General features: G+C 72.1%; 19 protein-coding genes. 9 read left to right on the forward strand and 10 right to left on the reverse strand.

Features of this window, described 5'->3' with window-relative positions; genetic code table 11:
• Positions 1–404: excalibur calcium-binding domain-containing protein (locus E1286_RS38035; protein WP_132620616.1), on the forward strand; the 404-nt coding region annotated here is incomplete at its 5' end.
• Between the two features lie 14 nt (positions 405–418).
• Positions 419–1,159: a hypothetical protein gene (locus E1286_RS38040; RefSeq protein WP_132620618.1), complete on the forward strand. Its 741-nt coding sequence runs from the start codon at positions 419–421 to the stop codon at positions 1,157–1,159.
• Here the strand turns inward: E1286_RS38040 and E1286_RS38045 are convergent.
• Genes E1286_RS38045 through E1286_RS38055 form a run of 3 tightly spaced genes read right to left on the reverse strand, consistent with a single transcriptional unit; the run spans position 1,152 to position 5,020 of the window.
• Positions 1,152–2,537, reverse strand: a complete 1,386-nt coding sequence (locus E1286_RS38045) for an NCS2 family permease (RefSeq protein WP_132620620.1) — start codon at positions 2,535–2,537, stop codon at positions 1,152–1,154. The genes E1286_RS38040 and E1286_RS38045 overlap by 8 nt on opposite strands.
• 52 nt (positions 2,538–2,589) lie before the next feature.
• On the reverse strand, positions 2,590–2,823 hold the full coding sequence (locus E1286_RS38050; RefSeq protein WP_132620622.1) for an EF-hand domain-containing protein: 234 nt from the start codon (positions 2,821–2,823) through the stop codon (positions 2,590–2,592).
• A complete protein-coding gene (locus E1286_RS38055) occupies positions 2,807–5,020 on the reverse strand; it encodes a molybdopterin cofactor-binding domain-containing protein (protein WP_132620624.1) in 2,214 nt (737 codons plus the stop codon). The genes E1286_RS38050 and E1286_RS38055 overlap by 17 nt, the downstream gene beginning before the upstream one ends.
• Positions 5,021–5,115: 95 nt before the next feature.
• On the opposite strand from E1286_RS38055, the gene E1286_RS38060 reads away from it, so the two are divergent.
• Entirely contained in the window at positions 5,116–6,627 is a 1,512-nt protein-coding gene (locus tag E1286_RS38060; RefSeq protein WP_132620626.1) for a PucR family transcriptional regulator, read from the forward strand.
• A gap of 119 nt (positions 6,628–6,746) precedes the next feature.
• On the opposite strand, the gene E1286_RS51535 is transcribed toward E1286_RS38060, so the two are convergent.
• Positions 6,747–6,881, reverse strand: coding sequence for a hypothetical protein (locus E1286_RS51535; protein ID WP_281282822.1), 135 nt, complete (start codon positions 6,879–6,881; stop codon positions 6,747–6,749).
• 61 nt (positions 6,882–6,942) lie between these two features.
• Here E1286_RS51535 and E1286_RS38065 point away from each other — a divergent pair, with 61 nt between their 5' ends.
• The 4 genes from E1286_RS38065 (at position 6,943) to E1286_RS38080 (ending at position 11,477) form a co-directional block, all read left to right on the forward strand.
• The gene (locus E1286_RS38065) at positions 6,943–8,226 is read left to right on the forward strand and encodes a helix-turn-helix domain-containing protein (protein WP_132620628.1); all 1,284 of its coding nucleotides are present in this window, start codon (positions 6,943–6,945) and stop codon (positions 8,224–8,226) included.
• A 44-nt stretch (positions 8,227–8,270) separates the two neighbouring features.
• On the forward strand, positions 8,271–8,903 hold the full coding sequence (locus tag E1286_RS38070) for a copper resistance CopC family protein (protein WP_132620630.1): 633 nt from the start codon (positions 8,271–8,273) through the stop codon (positions 8,901–8,903).
• Positions 8,900–10,876, forward strand: a complete 1,977-nt coding sequence (locus tag E1286_RS38075) for a bifunctional copper resistance protein CopD/cytochrome c oxidase assembly protein (RefSeq protein WP_132620632.1) — start codon at positions 8,900–8,902, stop codon at positions 10,874–10,876. Before E1286_RS38070 ends, E1286_RS38075 begins: the two co-directional genes overlap by 4 nt.
• A gap of 211 nt (positions 10,877–11,087) precedes the next feature.
• A complete protein-coding gene (locus tag E1286_RS38080) occupies positions 11,088–11,477 on the forward strand; it encodes a sensor histidine kinase (protein WP_132620634.1) in 390 nt (129 codons plus the stop codon).
• A gap of 23 nt (positions 11,478–11,500) precedes the next feature.
• Here E1286_RS38080 and map read toward each other — a convergent pair whose 3' ends face one another.
• Positions 11,501–12,349, reverse strand: a complete 849-nt coding sequence (gene map, locus E1286_RS38085) for a type I methionyl aminopeptidase (RefSeq protein ID WP_132620636.1) — start codon at positions 12,347–12,349, stop codon at positions 11,501–11,503.
• Positions 12,350–12,354: 5 nt separating this feature from the next.
• Between map and E1286_RS38090 the strand changes: the two genes are divergently transcribed.
• Positions 12,355–12,558, forward strand: a complete 204-nt coding sequence (locus tag E1286_RS38090) for a hypothetical protein (protein WP_132620638.1) — start codon at positions 12,355–12,357, stop codon at positions 12,556–12,558.
• A gap of 2 nt (positions 12,559–12,560) precedes the next feature.
• Here the strand turns inward: E1286_RS38090 and E1286_RS38095 are convergent, their stop codons facing one another.
• The 3 genes from E1286_RS38095 to E1286_RS38105 form a co-directional block, all read right to left on the reverse strand.
• Positions 12,561–13,205, reverse strand: coding sequence for a cyclase family protein (locus E1286_RS38095; protein WP_132620640.1), 645 nt, complete (start codon positions 13,203–13,205; stop codon positions 12,561–12,563).
• Positions 13,202–13,462, reverse strand: a complete 261-nt coding sequence (locus E1286_RS38100; protein ID WP_132620642.1) for a CBU_0592 family membrane protein — start codon at positions 13,460–13,462, stop codon at positions 13,202–13,204. The genes E1286_RS38095 and E1286_RS38100 overlap by 4 nt, the downstream gene beginning before the upstream one ends.
• 79 nt (positions 13,463–13,541) lie before the next feature.
• Positions 13,542–14,120, reverse strand: coding sequence for a hypothetical protein (locus E1286_RS38105; protein WP_132620644.1), 579 nt, complete (start codon positions 14,118–14,120; stop codon positions 13,542–13,544).
• 100 nt (positions 14,121–14,220) lie between these two features.
• Between E1286_RS38105 and npdG the strand changes: the two genes are divergently transcribed.
• Positions 14,221–14,874, forward strand: coding sequence for an NADPH-dependent F420 reductase (npdG, locus tag E1286_RS38110; RefSeq protein WP_132620646.1), 654 nt, complete (start codon positions 14,221–14,223; stop codon positions 14,872–14,874).
• A 1-nt stretch (position 14,875) separates the two neighbouring features.
• Here the strand turns inward: npdG and E1286_RS38115 are convergent, their stop codons facing one another.
• Together E1286_RS38115 and E1286_RS38120 are read right to left on the reverse strand one after the other, a co-directional pair.
• Positions 14,876–15,481 carry a response regulator transcription factor gene (locus E1286_RS38115; protein WP_132620648.1) on the reverse strand — a complete coding sequence of 202 codons (606 nt, stop codon included), beginning with the start codon at positions 15,479–15,481 and terminating at the stop codon, positions 14,876–14,878.
• Entirely contained in the window at positions 15,478–16,611 is a 1,134-nt protein-coding gene (locus E1286_RS38120; RefSeq protein ID WP_132620650.1) for a sensor histidine kinase, read from the reverse strand. The genes E1286_RS38115 and E1286_RS38120 overlap by 4 nt, the downstream gene beginning before the upstream one ends.
• Positions 16,612–16,770 lie beyond the last annotated feature (159 nt).

The following is a 16,770-nucleotide window of genomic DNA, read 5'->3' on the forward strand; positions in this document are numbered from 1 at the left end:
CCCCCCAGCCCAGCACCCCGGTGGTTCCGTCCACCGGCACCACCGGCACCACCGGCGGAACCGGTGGTACAGGCGGCACGGGCACGCCCGGCGGCATCGGAAGCACCGGCGGAACCGGCGGCACGGGAGGGACGGGCACCGGCACCCCCGGCGGCACGGTCGGTAATGGCGGCACGGGCACGGGCACGGGCACGGGCACAGGCACGGGCACAGGCACGGGCACGGGCACGGGCCAGCCGGGCGCGACCGGCGTCGGCCGCGTACCCGACAAGCGCTACCCCTCCTGCAAGGAAGCGATAGCCGCCGGTGACGGCCCCTACTACCAGGGCACCCACGTGGAGTACTCGTGGTACGCCGACGTCGACCGCAACGGCGTGGCCTGCAACAGCGCCGACATCCGCTAGGACGAGACCACCCGATGCCCATGCAGCAGCCGCTCACGTATCACGCGTTCGTCGAGCTCGCCGGCGCCGACCCTGCCGTTGTCGGGCTGGTCCTGAAGGGGTCTCAAGCGCACGATGGCATGGCCACCGGGCATTCCGACCACGACCTGTACGTCGTCCTCGCCGATGGCGCGGCGACGGAGCTCAGCCGGTTCACCGGTCACCGCACCCCTGAACTCGACCTCGTCTTCGTCTCTCTCGCCGAGTTCCGCGCGGCCGGGATGCCGGGCTTCGAGCGTTACGCGCTCGCCCGCGCCAGGGTCGTGCTCGACCGGCTCGGCGGCGGCATCGCGGAGATCCTGGCCGCCAAGGCGCGGCTCGACGCCGGTGAGGCGTTCCGGGACTGCGCCGAGTGGCTCGACGCCTATGCCAACGCTCTCTACCGTTCGGTCAAGAACGACCGTGACGGGCACGTCCTCGCCGCCCGCCTCGACGCCGCCGACAGCGTCAGGTTCCTGCTGGAGCTGCTCTTCGCCCTCGACCGCCGTCCCCGCCCCTACAACAGGTACCTGGAATGGGAGCTCGCCCGGTACCCGCTGCCGGGCTGGGACACCCGCACGCTGCTGGACACGGTGCAGCGGATCTCGACCACGGCGGACGCGGCCCCGCAACGCGCCCTCTTCGCCCGGGTGGAGGCGGCGGCCCGGCGGGCCGGGCATGGCGCGGTGCTGGACGCGTGGGGCGACGACCTCCGCCTGATGCGCCCGCCTACGTGAACACCTGCTCCAGGAAGTCGATGCCGAAGTAGCCGAGGAAGACCAGCGAGACCGCCCACAACAGCCACGGGATCTCCGAGAACCGCCCCTTGACCGCCTTGATCAGCGTGTAGCTGATCACGCCCGCGCCCACGCCGTTCGTGATCGAGTACGTGAACGGCATCAGCGCGATCGTCAGGAACGCCGGCACCGCGAGGTCGAGGTCGTGCCAGGGCACGTTCCTGCTCTGCATCATCATGAGCGCCCCGACGAGCACCAGCGCGGGCGCCGCCGCGGCGGCGGGCACCACCCCCGCCAGCGGCGTGAACAGCAGCGTCACCCCCAGCAGCGCGCCGGTCACCAGACTCGCCAGGCCGGTGCGGGCGCCCTCGCCGACACCGGCGGCCGACTCGACGAAGACGGTGTTGGCCGAGGAGCTCGCCACGCCGCCGACCACGCCGCCGACGCCGTCCACGGTCAGGATCCGGCCCAGCCGCGGCACCCGGCCGCGCTCGTCGACCAGCCCGGCCTCGTCGCTGACGCCGATGATCGTGCCCATCGCGTCGAAGAACCCCGACAGCACCAGCGTGAACAGCACCACCGTCGCGGTGAGCGCCCCCGCCCGGGCGAACCCGCCGAACAGGTCGAACTCGCCCAGCAGGCCGAAGTGCGGCGCGGAGATCAGCGCCTCCGGCACGCGCGGTGTCACCACGCCCCAGGAGCCGGGCTGGACCCTGGCCAGCGCGTTCACCAGGATGGACAGCGCCGCGGTGATCACGATGCTGATCAGGATGGCGCCCGGCACCCTGCGGACGAACAGCAGGATCATCAGCAGCAGGCCGAAGCAGAACATCGCGACCGGCCAGCCCGTGAGGTGACCGGTCGCGCCGAGCTGCACGGGCGTGCCGGTGCCGCGCGCGACGAAGCCCGCGTCCACGAGCCCGATCAGCGCGACGAACATCCCGATCCCCACGCTGATCGCGTGTTTGAGCGCCAGCGGGATGGCGTTCATGATCAGGGTGCGCAGCCCGGACACGGCCAGCAGGATGATGACGACGCCTTCGAGCACCACCAGCCCCATGGCCTCGGCCCACGTCATGAACGGAGCGGCCTGGTAGGCGACGACGGCGTTGAGCCCGAGCCCGGCCGCCAGGCCGAATGGCGCGTTGCCGACGACGGCCATGAGAATCGTGGAGATGGCCGCCGCCAGCGCCGTGGACGTGGTCAGCTCGGCGATCGACAGCCGCGCGCCGGTGACGTCCTCCGCGCCGGCGAGGATGATCGGGTTGAGCAGGATGATGTAGGCCATCGCGACGAACGTGGTGAGCCCGCCCCGCACCTCGCGCCCGACGGTCGTCCCCCGCCCGGTGAGCTCGAAAAACCTGTCGAGCACCGACATCCCCCTTGTTGATCAGGGGGAATGTCGGCTAGCTACCCGACGAGGGTCAAGATCACGCTTTCTCGTGCCGCCCGTGGCCCACGAGCGCGACGAACTCCTCCAGCTTGATCGTCCCGTCGCCGTCGCTGTCGGCCGCGGCGATGAACGCCTCGACCTCGCTCTCGGAGGCGCCCTGCCCGCCCAGCGCGTCGTTGGCCTTCCTGATCTCGTCGGCGGTCAGCAGGCCGTCGCCGTCGGTGTCGAAGCGCTCGAACTCAGCCTCGGCCGCCTCACGCGCGCTTGCCATCGGATGCCCCCTCTGTGATACCGCTATCGGACAAGGCGATATCTTCCGGCCTGACCGGAACGCGAGTCAACCGGAGCCCTGTGGCCGCGCGCACGGCGGCGGCGATGGCGGGGGTGGAGGACAGCGTGGGCGGCTCGCCCGCACCGCGCAATCCGTACGGAGCCGCCGGGTCGGGAAATTCCACGATTTTCAGCTGCATGGGCGGCATGTCGAGGATCGTGGGGATCAGATAGTCGGTGAACGACGGGTTCAGCACCTGCCCGTCGCGGACCTGGATCTCCTCCATCAGCGCGAGGCCCAGGCCCTGGGCCGAGCCGCCGTGGATCTGGCCCTCCAGCGCCTGCGGGTTCATCATCCGCCCGACGTCCTGCACGGCCGCCAGCTCCACCACCTTGACCAGGCCGAGCTCCACGTCCACGTCCACGACGGCCCGGTGCACGCACAGGGCGAGTTGCGTGTGGGAGTCGCCCTGCCCGGTGTCCGGATCCATCGGGTACGTCGGCCGGTGCCGATACTCGCGGGTCGCCTCGATCGGCCCGAACCTGGCCAGCGCCTCCCGCGGCGGCAGCCCGCCGAAGCGCTCGCGCACGGCCTCGCAGGCCGCCCGCACCGCCCCGCCGGTCACGTACGACTGGCGCGAGGCCGACGACGAGCCCGCCGAGCCGACCGAGGTGTCGGCGGCGGCCACGGTGACGTCCTCGATGCCGAGCTCCGTGCGGGCGATCTGGGCCTGGAGCGTCACCAGGCCCTGGCCGACCTCGGCCGCCGCGGTGTGCACGGTGACGCGCGGCTCGCCGCCGACCAGCTCGGCGCGCACCCGGGCCGTGGAGTAGTCGTCGAAGCCCTCGGAGAAGCAGATGTTCTTGATCCCCACGCCGTACCCGACGCCGCGGCGCACGGACTCACCGTGGGTGGTCTGCGAGACCCCGCCCGGCAGGGTCCGCAGGTCGCGCTCGCCGCGGGACGCCTCGGGAAGAGGCATGGACGCGAGCTCCCGCAGCATCGCGGCGAGCGGGGCCGGGGAGTCGATCACCTGGCCGGTCGCCAGCCGGGAGCCCTGGGAGACGGCGTTGCGCAGCCGGATCTCCACCGGCGACAGGCCGCACGCCTCGGCCAGCCGGTCCATCTGCGACTCGTACGCGTAACACGCCTGCACCGCGCCGAACCCGCGCATCGCCCCGCACGGCGGGTTGTTGGTGTACACGCCGGTCGCGTCCACGTGCACGTTCGGCACCTCGTACGGCCCCGCGCCGAGCGAGGCGGCGTTGCCCACCACGGCGGGGGTGGAGGAGCAGTACGCGCCGCCGTCCAGCAGGATCTCGGCCCGGACGTAGACGAGCCGGCCGTCGCGGGTGGCGCCGTGCTCGTAGCGCATCCAGGCGGGGTGGCGGTGCACATGGCCGAAGAACGACTCCTCGCGGCCGTAGACCATCTTGACCGGGCGGTCCAGGCGCAGGGCCAGCATGCAGGCGTGGATCTGCATCGACAGGTCCTCGCGGGCCCCGAACGCGCCCCCGACGCCCGCCAGCGTGAGGCGGACCTTCTCGGGCGGCAGGCCCAGGCAGGGGGCGATCTGGTCGCGGTCCACGTGCAGCCACTGGGTGGCGGCGTACAGGTCGACGCCGCCGTCCTCGGCGGGCACGGCCAGGCCCGACTCGGGGCCGAGCGGCGCCTGGTCCTGCATGCCGACCTCGTACTCGCCGGTGACGACGACCTCGGCCTCGAACGTGTCGCCGCGGCGCACCGGCTGCCGCCTGACGACGTCGCGGGACTTGCGGGGATCGGTCACGGCCTCGCGGGGCTCGTAGTCGACCACGACGGCCGCGGCCGCGCGCCGGGCCGTCTCCGGATGCTCGGCCGCCACCACCGCGACCGGCTCGCCCTGGTAGCGGACCTGGTCGATGGCCAGCACCGGCTGGTCCTTCAGGTCGAGGCCGTAGAACTTCGCGCCCGGCACGTCCTCGTGCGTCAGGACGGCCAGCACGCCCGGCATCGCCAGCGCGGGCCCCGCGTCGATCGAGCGGATCCACGCCGACGGGTGCGGGCTGCGCAGCGTCACCCCCCACACCATGCCGTCCAGCCACAGGTCGGAGGCGTAGGCGAACTCGCCCGTCACCTTCAGCGTGGCGTCGGGCCGGCGGGCGCTCGCGCCGACGCCCTGGTCCGTCACCGCCGGGGGCGGCACCGTCTCCGTCATCCTCCGAGTAGAGCACCGCGGCCCGGTGCCCTCCTATGCGCCCGGCGTGAAATCCGGGTCAGCGGTTGTCCTGCCGGGCTTGTATATTCCTCCAAGTGCGGATATCCGACCTGCTGGCCATCGAGGATCTCCGCCTCACCCTGCTCGCCGGAGACCCCGGCCGCGAGTTCAGCGGCGTGCACATCACCGACCTGCCCGAGCCGGGGCGCTACCTCGGCGGCGGCGAGCTGGTGCTGACCGGCCTGCTGTGGCGGCAGGCTCCAGAAGACTCGGAGCGTTTCGTGGCCGCGCTGGCCGAGGCGGGGGTGGCCGCGCTCGGGGCCGGGCAGGCGTGGCTCGGCCACGTGCCGGCCGACCTGGTGGCCGCGTGCCGGTCGGCCGGCCTGCCGCTGGTCGAGGTGCCGACGGAGGTGTCGTTCCGTACGCTCGCCGAGCGTGTCATGCCGCTGCTCGCGGCCGACGTGCGCGACGCCCTCGGCCGCCACCGCCGCCTGGTCGCCGCCGTCGCCGAGGGTGCCGGCCTGCGCGAGCTGTTCGAGCTGACCGCCGCCGAGCTCGGCATCACCGGCGCCGTGCTGTCGGCCTCGGGCGAGGTGATCGTCGGCGCGGCCGGCGATCCCGTACGCCTGGCGAAGGCGTACCTCACGGCCCCGCGGCTGCCGGTCCTGGTCGGCGAGCACACGATCTTCGCGGTCGGCCGCGGCCACCGCGCCGCCGGATGGGCCCTCGCCTGCGAGGGCGACCTGACGGGCCACGCCGACCTCGGCTACGAGCTGGCCGCCTGCGTGGGCCTCGAACGCAGCCGTACGGAGGAGGGCCGCCGGGTCGAGCGCCGGCTGATCGAGCAACTCGTGGCCGCGCTGGCGGAGGCCGACGTGGCCGAGCTCAACGCCCGGCTGCGCACGTGCGGGATCGAGGCGGCGGAGCCGTACGCGATCGTCGACGCCACCGCCCCGCGGCCGGGCGCCACCCGCGGGCCCGACCCCGCCACGCTCGGCGGCCAGATCGTGGAGGAGCTGCTCGGCCGCGAGGTCGTCGCCGCGGCCGGCGCCGACGGCGCGGTGGCCGTCGTGCCGCTGCGCGGCAGCACCACCGGAGAGCTGGCCGAACGGCTGCGCGCGGGGGCCGAGGTGCTGTCCGTGCTGCCCGACACCCGCCTGTGCGTCGGGCTGAGCGGGGCGCTGACCGGCGCGGCCGCGCTCAAGGGCGGCGTCGAGGAGTCCGGCCACGCGCGGCGGCTGGCCGAGGCGCGGGCCGGGGGAGTGGTGACCAGTGACGAGATCTACACGCACGCGCTGCTGCTGGCCACGGTGCCGGGCGACGTGCGCAGGTCGTTCGCGGCCCGGCTGCTGTCACCGCTGCTCGACTACGACCGCCGCCACCAGTCCGACCTGGTGCGCACGCTCGGCGTCTTCCTCGACTGCGCGGGGTCGTGGCACGCGTGCGCCGAACAGCTTCATGTGCACGTCAACACCGTGCGCTACCGCATCAGGCGGATCGAGGAGCTGACCGGCAGAGACCTGTCGACGATGGCCGACAGGGTCGACTTCTTCCTGGCCCTGAGAGACACGGGGCCGCCCCGATCACCTCGGGGGGCACCCCGGTGAAGAGGGGGCGCGGTCCTGAACGGCGAGTGCGGTGCCGTTGTCCCGTCCGAGTCCGGCCTGCCGGCGATGTGCGGTGTCGAGCCTGGCAGACGGACGTGCCCCCTCTTGCCGGGATCACGTCAGCAGCAGTACATGTCGTCCATGGTGTTGTAGACGGGCGACGCGATGGCGCTGGCGGCCGTAGCATTGGCTCCGACGGTCACCGCGACAGCAAGGGCGGCGATCAGAGCGGACAGGGCAAAACGCATGCGCATTGGGGGTTCTCCCTCGCCTTGTGGGGTTGCTCGGACATCATCTTCTCAGGGAGCGACGACTGTGACCACTTCTGACCAGGTCGGACTCCGCATCAGAACGGTTCGACGGCAACGCGGCCTCTCCCAGGCACAGCTTGCGCACCCCGAGTTGTCGGACAGTTACGTCTCGTTGATCGAGAGTGGCAAGCGTACCCCGACAGGGGCCGTTCTTGAACTTCTGGCACAAAAGCTGGACTGTTCGCTGTCCTATCTGATCAACGGCGTCACCGCCGAGCAGATGGAGGACATCGAGCTCGCCCTCGGCTACGCGCGGCTGGCCCTCGAGAACGGAGAGGTCAGGGAGGCCCGCACTCGCTTCACCGAATTGCTGGCGAACAACAACCTGACAGGGTTGACGGCTCTTCGTCAAGAGACGGAATTCGGGCTTGCGCTCGCCCACGAAGCGTGCGGTGATCTCGACCAGACGATCTCCATCCTGCTCAAGCTGCGCGCGGAGGACATGCCCGTCGACCGCCGGGTCGAGGTGGCCATGGTGCTCTGCCGCGCCTACCGCGACAGCGAGCGGCTGAGCGAGGCGGTCCAGGTCGGTGAGCAGATGCTGGCGGGCGACGCCCGCATGCCGTGGAGCGACTCGCTGGTCGAGCTGGCCGCCACCCTGCTGGCGGCCTACGTGCTCCGCGGCGATCTGCTGCGCGCCCGCCAGTTCGCGGCCGAGCTGCTCAACGCCGCCGACACGCTCGGCACGCCGCGCGCGATCGTGGCCGCCAACTGGAACGCCTCCATCGTCGCCCACACCACCGGCCACCACGAGGAGGCGCTGTCGTTCGCCGAGCGCGCGATGGCGGTGCAGACGGAGACCGGCGACCCGCGCGGCATCGCCCGTACGCGCGTTGCCCTCCAGCAGCGGCGGCTGCGGGGCCGGCCCGCCGAGGCCGAGTCCGTACGCGACGCGCTGCGCGCGTCGGTCGACGAGCTCGACCAGACCTCGGTCAGCCAGGTCGACCGCGCCCGTGTCCGTGTCGAGCTGGCCTGCGCCGAGTACATGACGGGTGACCTCACCGAGGCGGCGGAGCACGCCAAGGCCGGCATGGAACTCGTCCCCGAGTTCGGCCACGTGCTGGGCGCCGAGGCCCACCTGCTGCTCGGCCGCATCTACGGCGCCGTCGGCCGCTCCGAGGAGGCCGCCGCCCACGTGGCGTCCGTCCGCGACTGGCTGACGCCGCTGCCCGACACCCGCCGTTCGGCCTCCACCTGGTACGCCACCGGCGAGACGCTGGAACAACTCGGCGACGCCGACGGAGCCGTCGAGGCCTACCAGCGGGCGCTGTCCTGCGCGGGGCTGTAGGGGGGTTCGGACCGGGCGGCGGCCTCGGTAGCCTTGGGGGTGCCATGAAGACTTCCCCGCTCGCGGCACTCACCGCGATTCTCGCCGCCCTGCTGGTGATCGGCACCGCCGCCCCGGCGCTGGCGCACGACGCGCTCAAGAGCAGTTCGCCGGCCAAGGACGCCACGGTCGAGTCGCTCGACGAGGTCAGGCTCGAGTTCAGCGGCAAGGTCCGCATGCCGTTCGTCATCGTGCGGGGCGACGGCGACGCCCAGCACGAGAGCGGCAAGCCCGAGGTCGACGGCGCGGTCGTGACCCAGGCCGTCGACGGGCCGCTGCCAGACGGGCGCTACACGATCGCCTACCGCGTCGTGTCGTCCGACGGGCACCCGATCGAGGGAGAGATCCCCTTCCGGGTGAAGGGCGCCGCGACGCCCACCCCGAGCACGGCGGAGTCGGCGAGCGCCCCGGCCGAGCCGGCCCCCGCCGCCTCGGCGAGCAGCGGCGCCGCCCCACCGGCGAGCGCCGGCCCGCCGACCCCGGCCGACGCCGCCGCGAGCGTGCCCGCCGATGAGGCCGCCGACGAGGTCGCGGCCGACGAGGGGGTCACCTACCCCGTGTGGCTGATCATCGTCGTCGGCGCGCTCATCGGCATCGGCATCGGGTTCCTGCTGAGCGCGAGAAGAAGGAAGCCGTGAGCCGCGCCGCTCGTCTCAGTCTCGCGGCCGCGGCCGCGGCCGTCGTCGCCCTGGCCCTCGCCATGATCGCCGGCGGCAGCGCGTTCCCCAGGATCATCCCCGGCCTGCCCGACGCGGGCGTGGTCGTCAGATGGGGCCTGCCGCTGTCCAAGCTCCTCATGGACACCGCGGGCCTGGTCACCGTCGGCCTGCTGCTCATGGCCGCCATGCTGCTGCCCAACGACAAGGGCGTGCTCGGCGCCGGCGCGCTGTCCTACGTCAAGGCCGCCTCCTGGGCGGCGCTGACCTGGGCGGGCGGCGCGTTCCTCGCCATCGTCTTCGGCGCCGCCGACTCCATCGGCCGCACGGTGCCGCAGATCCTCGACCGTACGATCCTGACCAGCTACGCCACCCAGACGACGCAGGGCGTCGCGCTGACGCTCGTGGTGTTGTTCGGGGTGGCGATCGCGCTGTTCTCGCGCGGCGCCATCACCGCCGGGGCCGCGGCGGGGCTGCTGGTGTTCGCGATGGTGACGCTGCTGCCGGCGCCGCTCACCGGTCACACCTCCTCCTCGCCCAACCACGACCTGGCCACCTCCTCGGTCTCGCTCCACCTGCTCTCGATCGCCCTGTGGGTCGGCGGGCTCGGCGTGCTGGCCGTCCACGCCGTGCTCCGCCGGCCGCAGCTGGAGGTGGCCGCGGCCCGTTTCTCGCGCGTGGCGCTGTGGTGCTACGCCGCGGTGGGCCTGTCCGGGGTGTTCAGCCTGGTGGCCCGCCTCGGCGCGCTGTCCGACCTGTGGACCTCCGAGTACGGCGTGCTCGCCGTGGTCAAGATCGTGGCGTTCGTGCTGCTCGGCTACGTCGGCTACTGGCACCGGCAGCGCACCCTCGCCGACCTCGAAGGCCGCAAGCCTCGCGCGTTCACCCGGCTGGCGGGCGGCGAGCTGCTGCTCATGGCCGCCACCGTCGGCGTGGCCGTGGCGCTGTCGCGCACACCGCCGCCCGCCTTCAGCGTCCCCGCCGACCGGGCCTACGAACTGCTCGGCTTCCCGATGCCGCCCGCGTTCTCCATCGGCAACATGCTGACGCTGTGGTGGTTCGACCTGTTCTTCGCCGCGGTCGCCGGCGTGCTGGCCCTGCTCTACCTGCTCGGCCTGATCCGGCTGCGGCGGCGCGGCGACCACTGGCCGGTCGGCCGCACCGCCTCCTGGTTCGTCGGCGTGGCGATCCTGGTGTTCTGCACCCAGAGCGGGCTCGCGCGCTACGCCAAGGTGATGTTCGACGTCCACATGGTCGAGCACATGACGCTGTCGATGGTCGTGCCGATCTTCCTCGTCCTCGGCGGTCCCGTCACGCTGGCGCTGCGCGCGCTCAAGCCCGCGGCCAGGCGGGGCGACAGGGGGCCGCGCGAGTGGGTCGTCACGATCCTGCACAGCCGGTTCACCAAGGTCATCACGCATCCCGGGGTCGCCACGGCCATCTTCGTGGCCTCCACGTACGCGCTCTACTTCACGCCGCTGTTCGAGTCGGCGATGAACGAGCACCTCGGCCACATCGCGATGACCCTGCACTTCCTGCTCAGCGGGTGCCTGTTCTTCTGGGTGATCATCGGCGTCGACCCGGGGCCCAACCGCCTGCCCCACGTCGGCCGGCTGCTGATGCTCTTCGTCACGATGCCGTTCCACGCCTTCTTCGGCATCGCGCTGATGATGATGGGCTCGCCCATCGCCCAGGGCTGGTACGAGCAGCTCGGCCGCACATGGGGCGACACGCTGCTGCAGACCCAGCGCGACGGCGGCGCCATCGCGTGGGGGTTCGGCGAGATCCCGACCCTCATGGTGCTGCTGGCCATCGCCGTGCAGTGGTACCGCGACGACGACCGGCAGGCGAAGCGGGCCGACCGCCGGGCCGACCGCACCGGCGCCGGAGATCCCGAGCTCGACAGCTACAACGACTACCTCGCCAAACTCAACCGCGCGGACAAGGGCGAGTAGCGCTGCGGGAATGGTGCCTGCACCTTCCGACTACAAGTCCCTGGGCCTGACAGGTAGCCTTTCTCACAGGGGAGACGGGCATAACCCCATCAGTTAGCGTGCGTAGGCCTTGAGGGGGGACGCGCACCGCGACGTTGGGTGCGCCGGAGTGGGGACCGGCGTGGGCTCGGGTGCCAAGGAAGGCGAGATCCAATTGGCGGAAGAGACACGCATGCGCGGGGGGCAGAGCCTGGCGGAGGAGCTCGAGAGCTGCCTCGCCGAGTGGTCGGAGCGGACGGGCATCGCGGTCGAGACCTGGGCGCTGCCCCGGACCGACGTGCCCTCGCCCGTCTCCAGCGCCGTGATGACCGTGCTCCACGAGGCGCTGTCCAACGTCGAGCGGCACAGCCGGGCCCGGACGGTCTCCATCGCCGTGACGGCCGGCAAGAAGGGGTTGCGCATGACCGTCAGCGACGACGGCCGCGGTTTCCTCGCGGCCGGGCCGGGGCGGGGCATCGCGCGCATGCGGGCCGCGTTCGCCGAGATCGGCGGGAACCTCTCGGTCAACAGCGTGCTCGGGCAGGGCACGACCGTGAGCGGTGTGGTGCCCCACCACGAGTGACCTGCCGCAGGTGAGCCGCCGGGTCAGGGCAGCGTGAGGATCTCGCTGCCCGTCTCGGTGACCACGATCGTGTGCTCGAACTGGGCCGTGCGCTTGCGGTCCTTCGTGACCGCTGTCCACTTGTCGGGCCAGATGTCGTACTCGATCGTGCCCAGGGTGAGCATCGGCTCGATGGTGAACGTCATGCCCGGCACCAGCTCGACCCGCAGCGACGGGTCGTCGTAGTGGGGCACCATCAGGCCGGAGTGGAAGGTCGTGCCGATGCCGTGACCGGTGAAGTCGCGGACGACGCCGTAGCCGAAGCGCTTGGCGTACGCCTCGATGACGCGGCCCACGACGTTGAGCTGGCGACCGGGGGCGACGGCCTTGATGGCGCGCATCATCGCCTCGCGGGTGCGCTCGACCAGCAGCCGCGACTCCTCGTCGACCTCGCCCACGAGGTAGGTCGCGTCGGTGTCGCCGTGGACGCCGCCGATGTAGGCGGTGATGTCGATGTTGACGATGTCACCGTCGCGCAGGACCGTGTCGTCGGGGATGCCGTGGCAGATGACCTCGTTGATCGACGTGCACAACGACTTGGGGTAGCCCTTGTAGCCCAGCGTGCTGGGATAGGCGCCCTGGTCGATGAGGAACTCGTGACCGATCCTGTCGAGTTCGTCGGTCGTGACGCCCGGCTGGATGTGCTTGGCGACCTCTTCGAGCGCCTGGGCGGCGATCTTGCCGGCCACGCGCATGCGCTCGATCATCTCGGGACTCTTCACGTCCGACTCGCCGGTCCTGGGGCGCTTCTTGCCGACGTACTCCGGCCGCTCGATGTGGGCGGGGACCTTTCGCAAGGGCGAAACTCGCCCTGGCTGGAGCAGTGTCGTCATGAAACATGAGTCTACGGGGCAGAATTGACCACGTGAGCGAAGGCCAGTGGTGGTTCTGTCTCAAGCACATGCGCGTCGAGCCCGAGAAGGGCTGCCCCAACAAAGACCGGATGGGCCCCTACTCCACGGAGCAGGAGGCGGCCGGGGCGCTGCAGCGCGCCGCCGACCGCAACAAGACCTGGGAAGAAGCGGACCAGGACGAGGAGTGACGCTACGGCACGACGGCGTACGCCCTGACGGGGAACGTGCCCATGCCCGCCACCATCGGCGGCGCGGCGTGGAAGCGGAAGCCCTCGTCGGGCAGGGCCGCCAGGCCGGTCAGATGTTCCACCAGGGGGATCCCCGCCCCTAGCAGGATCGAGTGGGCGGGCCGCTCGCCGCGTGGCGGGGTGTCGTCGATGTTCAGCGAGTCGATCCCGACCAGCGCCGCGCCCTGCTCGGCCAGCCAGGCGGCCGACTCGGGGGCGAGGTAGGGGTGGCCGGAGAAGTAGGCGTCCGTGCCGAAGTGACGGTCCCAGCCCGTGTGGATCAGCACGGCGCGGCCCCGTACGTCCAGCGAACGGTCCACGGTGACCGCGCGCTCGCCGCCTGCCCGTACGACGAGGCCGGGCAGGTCGGCCAGCCGGTCGATCGGCACCTGCGCCAGGTCGGCGCCGCCGGCGTAGCGGTGGTGCGGGGTGTCCACGTAGGTGCCGGTGTTGGCGGTCAGCGTGATGACGCCGATGTGGAACTCCGTGCCCGGCGCGTACACCTCGCGTGAGTCCTCCCTGCTCAGGTGGACGCCCAGGGCGGGGCCGGGGATGCCGGGGTAGGTGGTCATGCCCTCGGTGATGCGGTGGCTGAGGTCGACGATCATCCGGCGACCGTCCTCGTCCGCAGGCGTACGAGCTTGGCCAGGGCCACGACGCCGATGGCGGCCCAGACGAAGTTGAGCCCGACCGACGGCCAGGCGGAGCTGTAGGCGCTGTTGATCATCAGGCTGACGGATCCGACGAGGTTGATGATCTGGTACGTGAGCCCGTCGCCCGACATGCGTGACGACGAGACCAGGCCGTAGCCGGTGAGCAGGAGGGCGGCGCCGAGCCAGCCGACCACGGTGAGCAGGAAGTCCATGGAGGACATTGTCGGGAGGTGCCGCTTTGAAGGGCAAATGAAGAAATCTGATGCGCGCCGAAAGCGGCCCTTCATGGATCTAGTCGGTGACCCGGGGGCCGCTGACCTTCTCCAGGAGGCGGGCCAGGCGGTCGCGCAGGCCAGGGCGCTGCTCGATCTCGCCGGCCGCCGCGCTGACCAGGTGTTGCGCGCCGTCGAACGTCACCGGCCCGCCGCTCGGCACCGCGATGGCGTCATGGGCGAGCCCGGCCAGCTCGGGGTCGCCGCCCTGGACGGCCAGGATCGTCGCGCCGGTGCGCCTGGCGTCGTCGACGCGTTCGAGCAGGGGGACCGGCGCCTGCTGCTCGGCCAGCACGAAGAGCGTCTCCCCGCGCGCGGCGCGCTCCAGGCGGTCGAGGCCGACGCGCAGATGGGCCGGCGCGTCGGCGGGCGGCCGCCAGCGCACCAAGGTGGGCGTGAGCTGCGGCAGGCCCGCGTACCTGGCCTCGTCGCTGAGGTGCGCGGTCACGTGCCAGGGCTCGTCGTCGGGCGGCCCCACCACCAGCAGGCCGCCGGGGGACCGGGTGGCGCGCAGGGCGAGGCCGAGCTCGCGGGCGCGTTCGAGCCAGCCGCTGCCCTCCAGGAGCTCGCGCAGCAAGGCCACCGATCCTGGGTCCATGCCTCCATGGTGCCCGACGGACTTGCGAGGGGAGAGTGATTCGCCATGATGGCGGGGCCGGGGCGCTCGGGGCAGCGGCGTGGCTGGCATCATCGGGGCTATGACAGATGTGAGCGGGCTTTCCATCGGCATCCTGGGCGGCACGGGCGACCAGGGCAAGGGGCTGGCGCGGCGGTTCGCGCTGGCCGGGCGGCGGGTACTCGTCGGGTCGCGCAGCGCGCAGCGCGCCCACGAGGCGGCCGGGTCCATCGGGGCCGGCGTCGAGGGCGACGAGAACGCCGCTGTCGCCGCCGCGGCCGACCTGGTGATCGTCGCGGTGCCGTACGAGGGGCACAAGGCGTTGCTGGAGTCGCTGCGTGCCGAACTGGCCGGGAAGATCGTGGTCGACTGCGTGAACCCACTCGGCTTCGACAAGCAGGGCGCGTACGCGCTGCCGGTCGAGGAGGGCAGCGCCGCCCAGCAGGCCGCGGCCGTGCTGCCGGACAGCCGGGTGGTGGCGGCCTTCCACCACGTGTCGGCCGTGCTGCTGATGGACCCCGCGGTCGACAAGGTCGACCTCGACGTGCTGGTGCTGGGCGACGACCGCGAGGCCACCGACACGGTGCAGGCGCTGGCCGAGGTCATCCCGGGCGTGCGCGGTGTCTTCGGCGGGCGGCTGCGCAACGCCCACCAGATCGAGGCGCTGACCGCCAACATCATCTCGGTGAACCGCCGCTACAAGGCGCACGCCGGGCTGCGCATCACCGACATCTGAGCTACAGCCAGCCGGCGTCCTGGGCGATCCGGATGGCGTCGATCTTGTTGCGTGCCCCCGTCTTCGCGATGGCCGTGGTCAGATAGTTGCGTACCGTGCCGGAGGACAGGTGGAGGCGGGAGGCGATCTCCTCGGCAGAGGCGCCGAGCGCGGCCTGCCCGAGCACGGTCGACTCCCTGGGCGTCAGGGGGCTCTCGCCGTACGCCATCGCGGTCGAGACCAGCTCGGGGTCCAGCACGCGCAGCCCCGCGGCCGTGCGCCGGACGGCGTCCGCCAGCCGGTCGCCGGGGGCGTCCTTGACGAGGAACGCCTCGATGCCGGCCGACAGCGCCCTGCGGACGTGGCCCGGCTGGCCCAGGGCCGTGAGCACCAGCACGCGGCACGACGGCAGGCGCTCGCGCAGCGTGGTGGCCGCGGTGATGCCGTCCACGGCGGGCAGGTCGATGTCGAGGACGGCGACGTCGGGCCGGACCCGCAGCGCCGCGGGGAGGATCTCGTCGCCGCGGGTGACCTCCGCGACCACCTCGATGTCGTTCTCCAGGCGCAGCAGGGCGGTGAGGGCGGCGCGGATCATGTGCATGTCCTCGGCCAGCAGCACGCGGATCACGCGGCGCCGTCCATGGCGCCGTCCCTGGCACCCTCCAAGGCGACCTCCATGGTCAGGACGAAGCCGCCCGCGCCGGTCGGGGCGGCGGTGCAGGAGCCGCCCGCCTGCGCGGCGCGTTCGGCGAGGCTCGTGAGGCCGCCGCCACCCGTTCCGGCTGTGTCCGGTACGGGTGGGGTGCCGTCGTTGGCGATCTCCAGCCGGAGCGTGCCGTCGTGCGGCGAGGTGCTGATCGTGCAGACGGTGGCCCTGCTGTGACGCAGCACGTTGGTGACCGCCTCGCGCACGCCCCAGGCCAGCGCCTCCTCCGAGCGCCGCGGCAGCGCCACGTCGGCCAGGTGGGCCTGGACGCCGACCCCGGACGACTCCAGCAGGGCGACCGCCCGGTGCACCTCGCCGGTCAGCGACATGGCACGGAAACCCCTGGCCACCTGGCGTACGTCGTGGGCCGCCTCCCTGGCGACCTGGGCCAGCTCCTCCACCTCGGTGCGGGCCGAGCCGGGGTCGCGCTCGACGAGCCGGGCCGCGAGGTCGCCCTTGAGGGCGATCGCCGTGAGGCTGCGGCCCAGGCCGTCGTGCAGGTCGCGGGAGATGCGCAGCCGCTCCTTCAGCACCGCGGCCTCCGCCAGCTCGGCCCTGGCCTGCTCCAGCTCGGCCGTCACGCGGGCGAACCGCACCATCGCGTACGTCATCGCGCCCGTCGTCGGCACGGTGACCAGGTAGAAGCAGACGATCACCGGCGGGAAGTGCGACAGCAGCCCCAGCGCCACGCCCTCGTACAGCATCATCACGGCGACCAGCGGCGTGGCCAGGCGCAGCGGCAGCGACACCAGCAGCGTTCCGGCCAGCAGCGGGGCGTTCACCGCCGACATGCCGCCCGGCAGCAGGGGGTCGGGCAGGTAGGTGACGACCGCCTGCAGGACAAGCGTGAGCGGGTAGCGGGGCGGGCGCTCGCCGCGCAGGCCGGCCCGCAGGTTGACGTGGTGGGTGATGACCACGGCGAGGATCGCGAGCACGGCCAGCGCGCCGTACAGAGGGCCCTGCAGGAGGTAGAGGAGCGCGATCGCCGTGTACGCGCAGGACACGGCCGTGATGAGTCCGATGGCGAGCCGTCGGGCGGAGAAGGCGACCACAGCGCCGATTATGACGGGCCTACGACCGGCCCCTAGACGAGTAAGTCCTAAGTCCCTGCGGTGTGGAGTGCGGGAACCACGAAGGGTGTCGAGGATCAATGTGTGACGAAAGACCTCAACACCCTTCTCACCGCACTGTACGTGACGATCGACGACTGG

It is taken from the genome of Nonomuraea terrae (assembly GCF_004348995.1).
In the GTDB taxonomy this organism is placed as follows: Bacteria; Actinomycetota; Actinomycetes; order Streptosporangiales; family Streptosporangiaceae; genus Nonomuraea; species Nonomuraea terrae.

Coding starts and splice junctions, on each gene's coding strand:
- E1286_RS38095 (WP_132620640.1), bottom strand. CDS start 13,205: ATGATCGTCGACCTCAGCCACCGCATCACCGAGGGCATGACCACCTAC.
- map (WP_132620636.1), bottom strand. CDS start 12,349: ATGACGACACTGCTCCAGCCAGGGCGAGTTTCGCCCTTGCGAAAGGTC.
- npdG (WP_132620646.1), top strand. CDS start 14,221: ATGACAGATGTGAGCGGGCTTTCCATCGGCATCCTGGGCGGCACGGGC.
- E1286_RS38105 (WP_132620644.1), bottom strand. CDS start 14,120: ATGGACCCAGGATCGGTGGCCTTGCTGCGCGAGCTCCTGGAGGGCAGC.
- E1286_RS51535 (WP_281282822.1), bottom strand. CDS start 6,881: ATGCGCATGCGTTTTGCCCTGTCCGCTCTGATCGCCGCCCTTGCTGTC.
- E1286_RS38055 (WP_132620624.1), bottom strand. CDS start 5,020: ATGACGGAGACGGTGCCGCCCCCGGCGGTGACGGACCAGGGCGTCGGC.
- E1286_RS38045 (WP_132620620.1), bottom strand. CDS start 2,537: ATGTCGGTGCTCGACAGGTTTTTCGAGCTCACCGGGCGGGGGACGACC.
- E1286_RS38050 (WP_132620622.1), bottom strand. CDS start 2,823: ATGGCAAGCGCGCGTGAGGCGGCCGAGGCTGAGTTCGAGCGCTTCGAC.
- E1286_RS38100 (WP_132620642.1), bottom strand. CDS start 13,462: ATGGACTTCCTGCTCACCGTGGTCGGCTGGCTCGGCGCCGCCCTCCTG.
- E1286_RS38070 (WP_132620630.1), top strand. CDS start 8,271: ATGAAGACTTCCCCGCTCGCGGCACTCACCGCGATTCTCGCCGCCCTG.
- E1286_RS38080 (WP_132620634.1), top strand. CDS start 11,088: ATGCGCGGGGGGCAGAGCCTGGCGGAGGAGCTCGAGAGCTGCCTCGCC.
- E1286_RS38090 (WP_132620638.1), top strand. CDS start 12,355: ATGAGTCTACGGGGCAGAATTGACCACGTGAGCGAAGGCCAGTGGTGG.
- E1286_RS38040 (WP_132620618.1), top strand. CDS start 419: ATGCCCATGCAGCAGCCGCTCACGTATCACGCGTTCGTCGAGCTCGCC.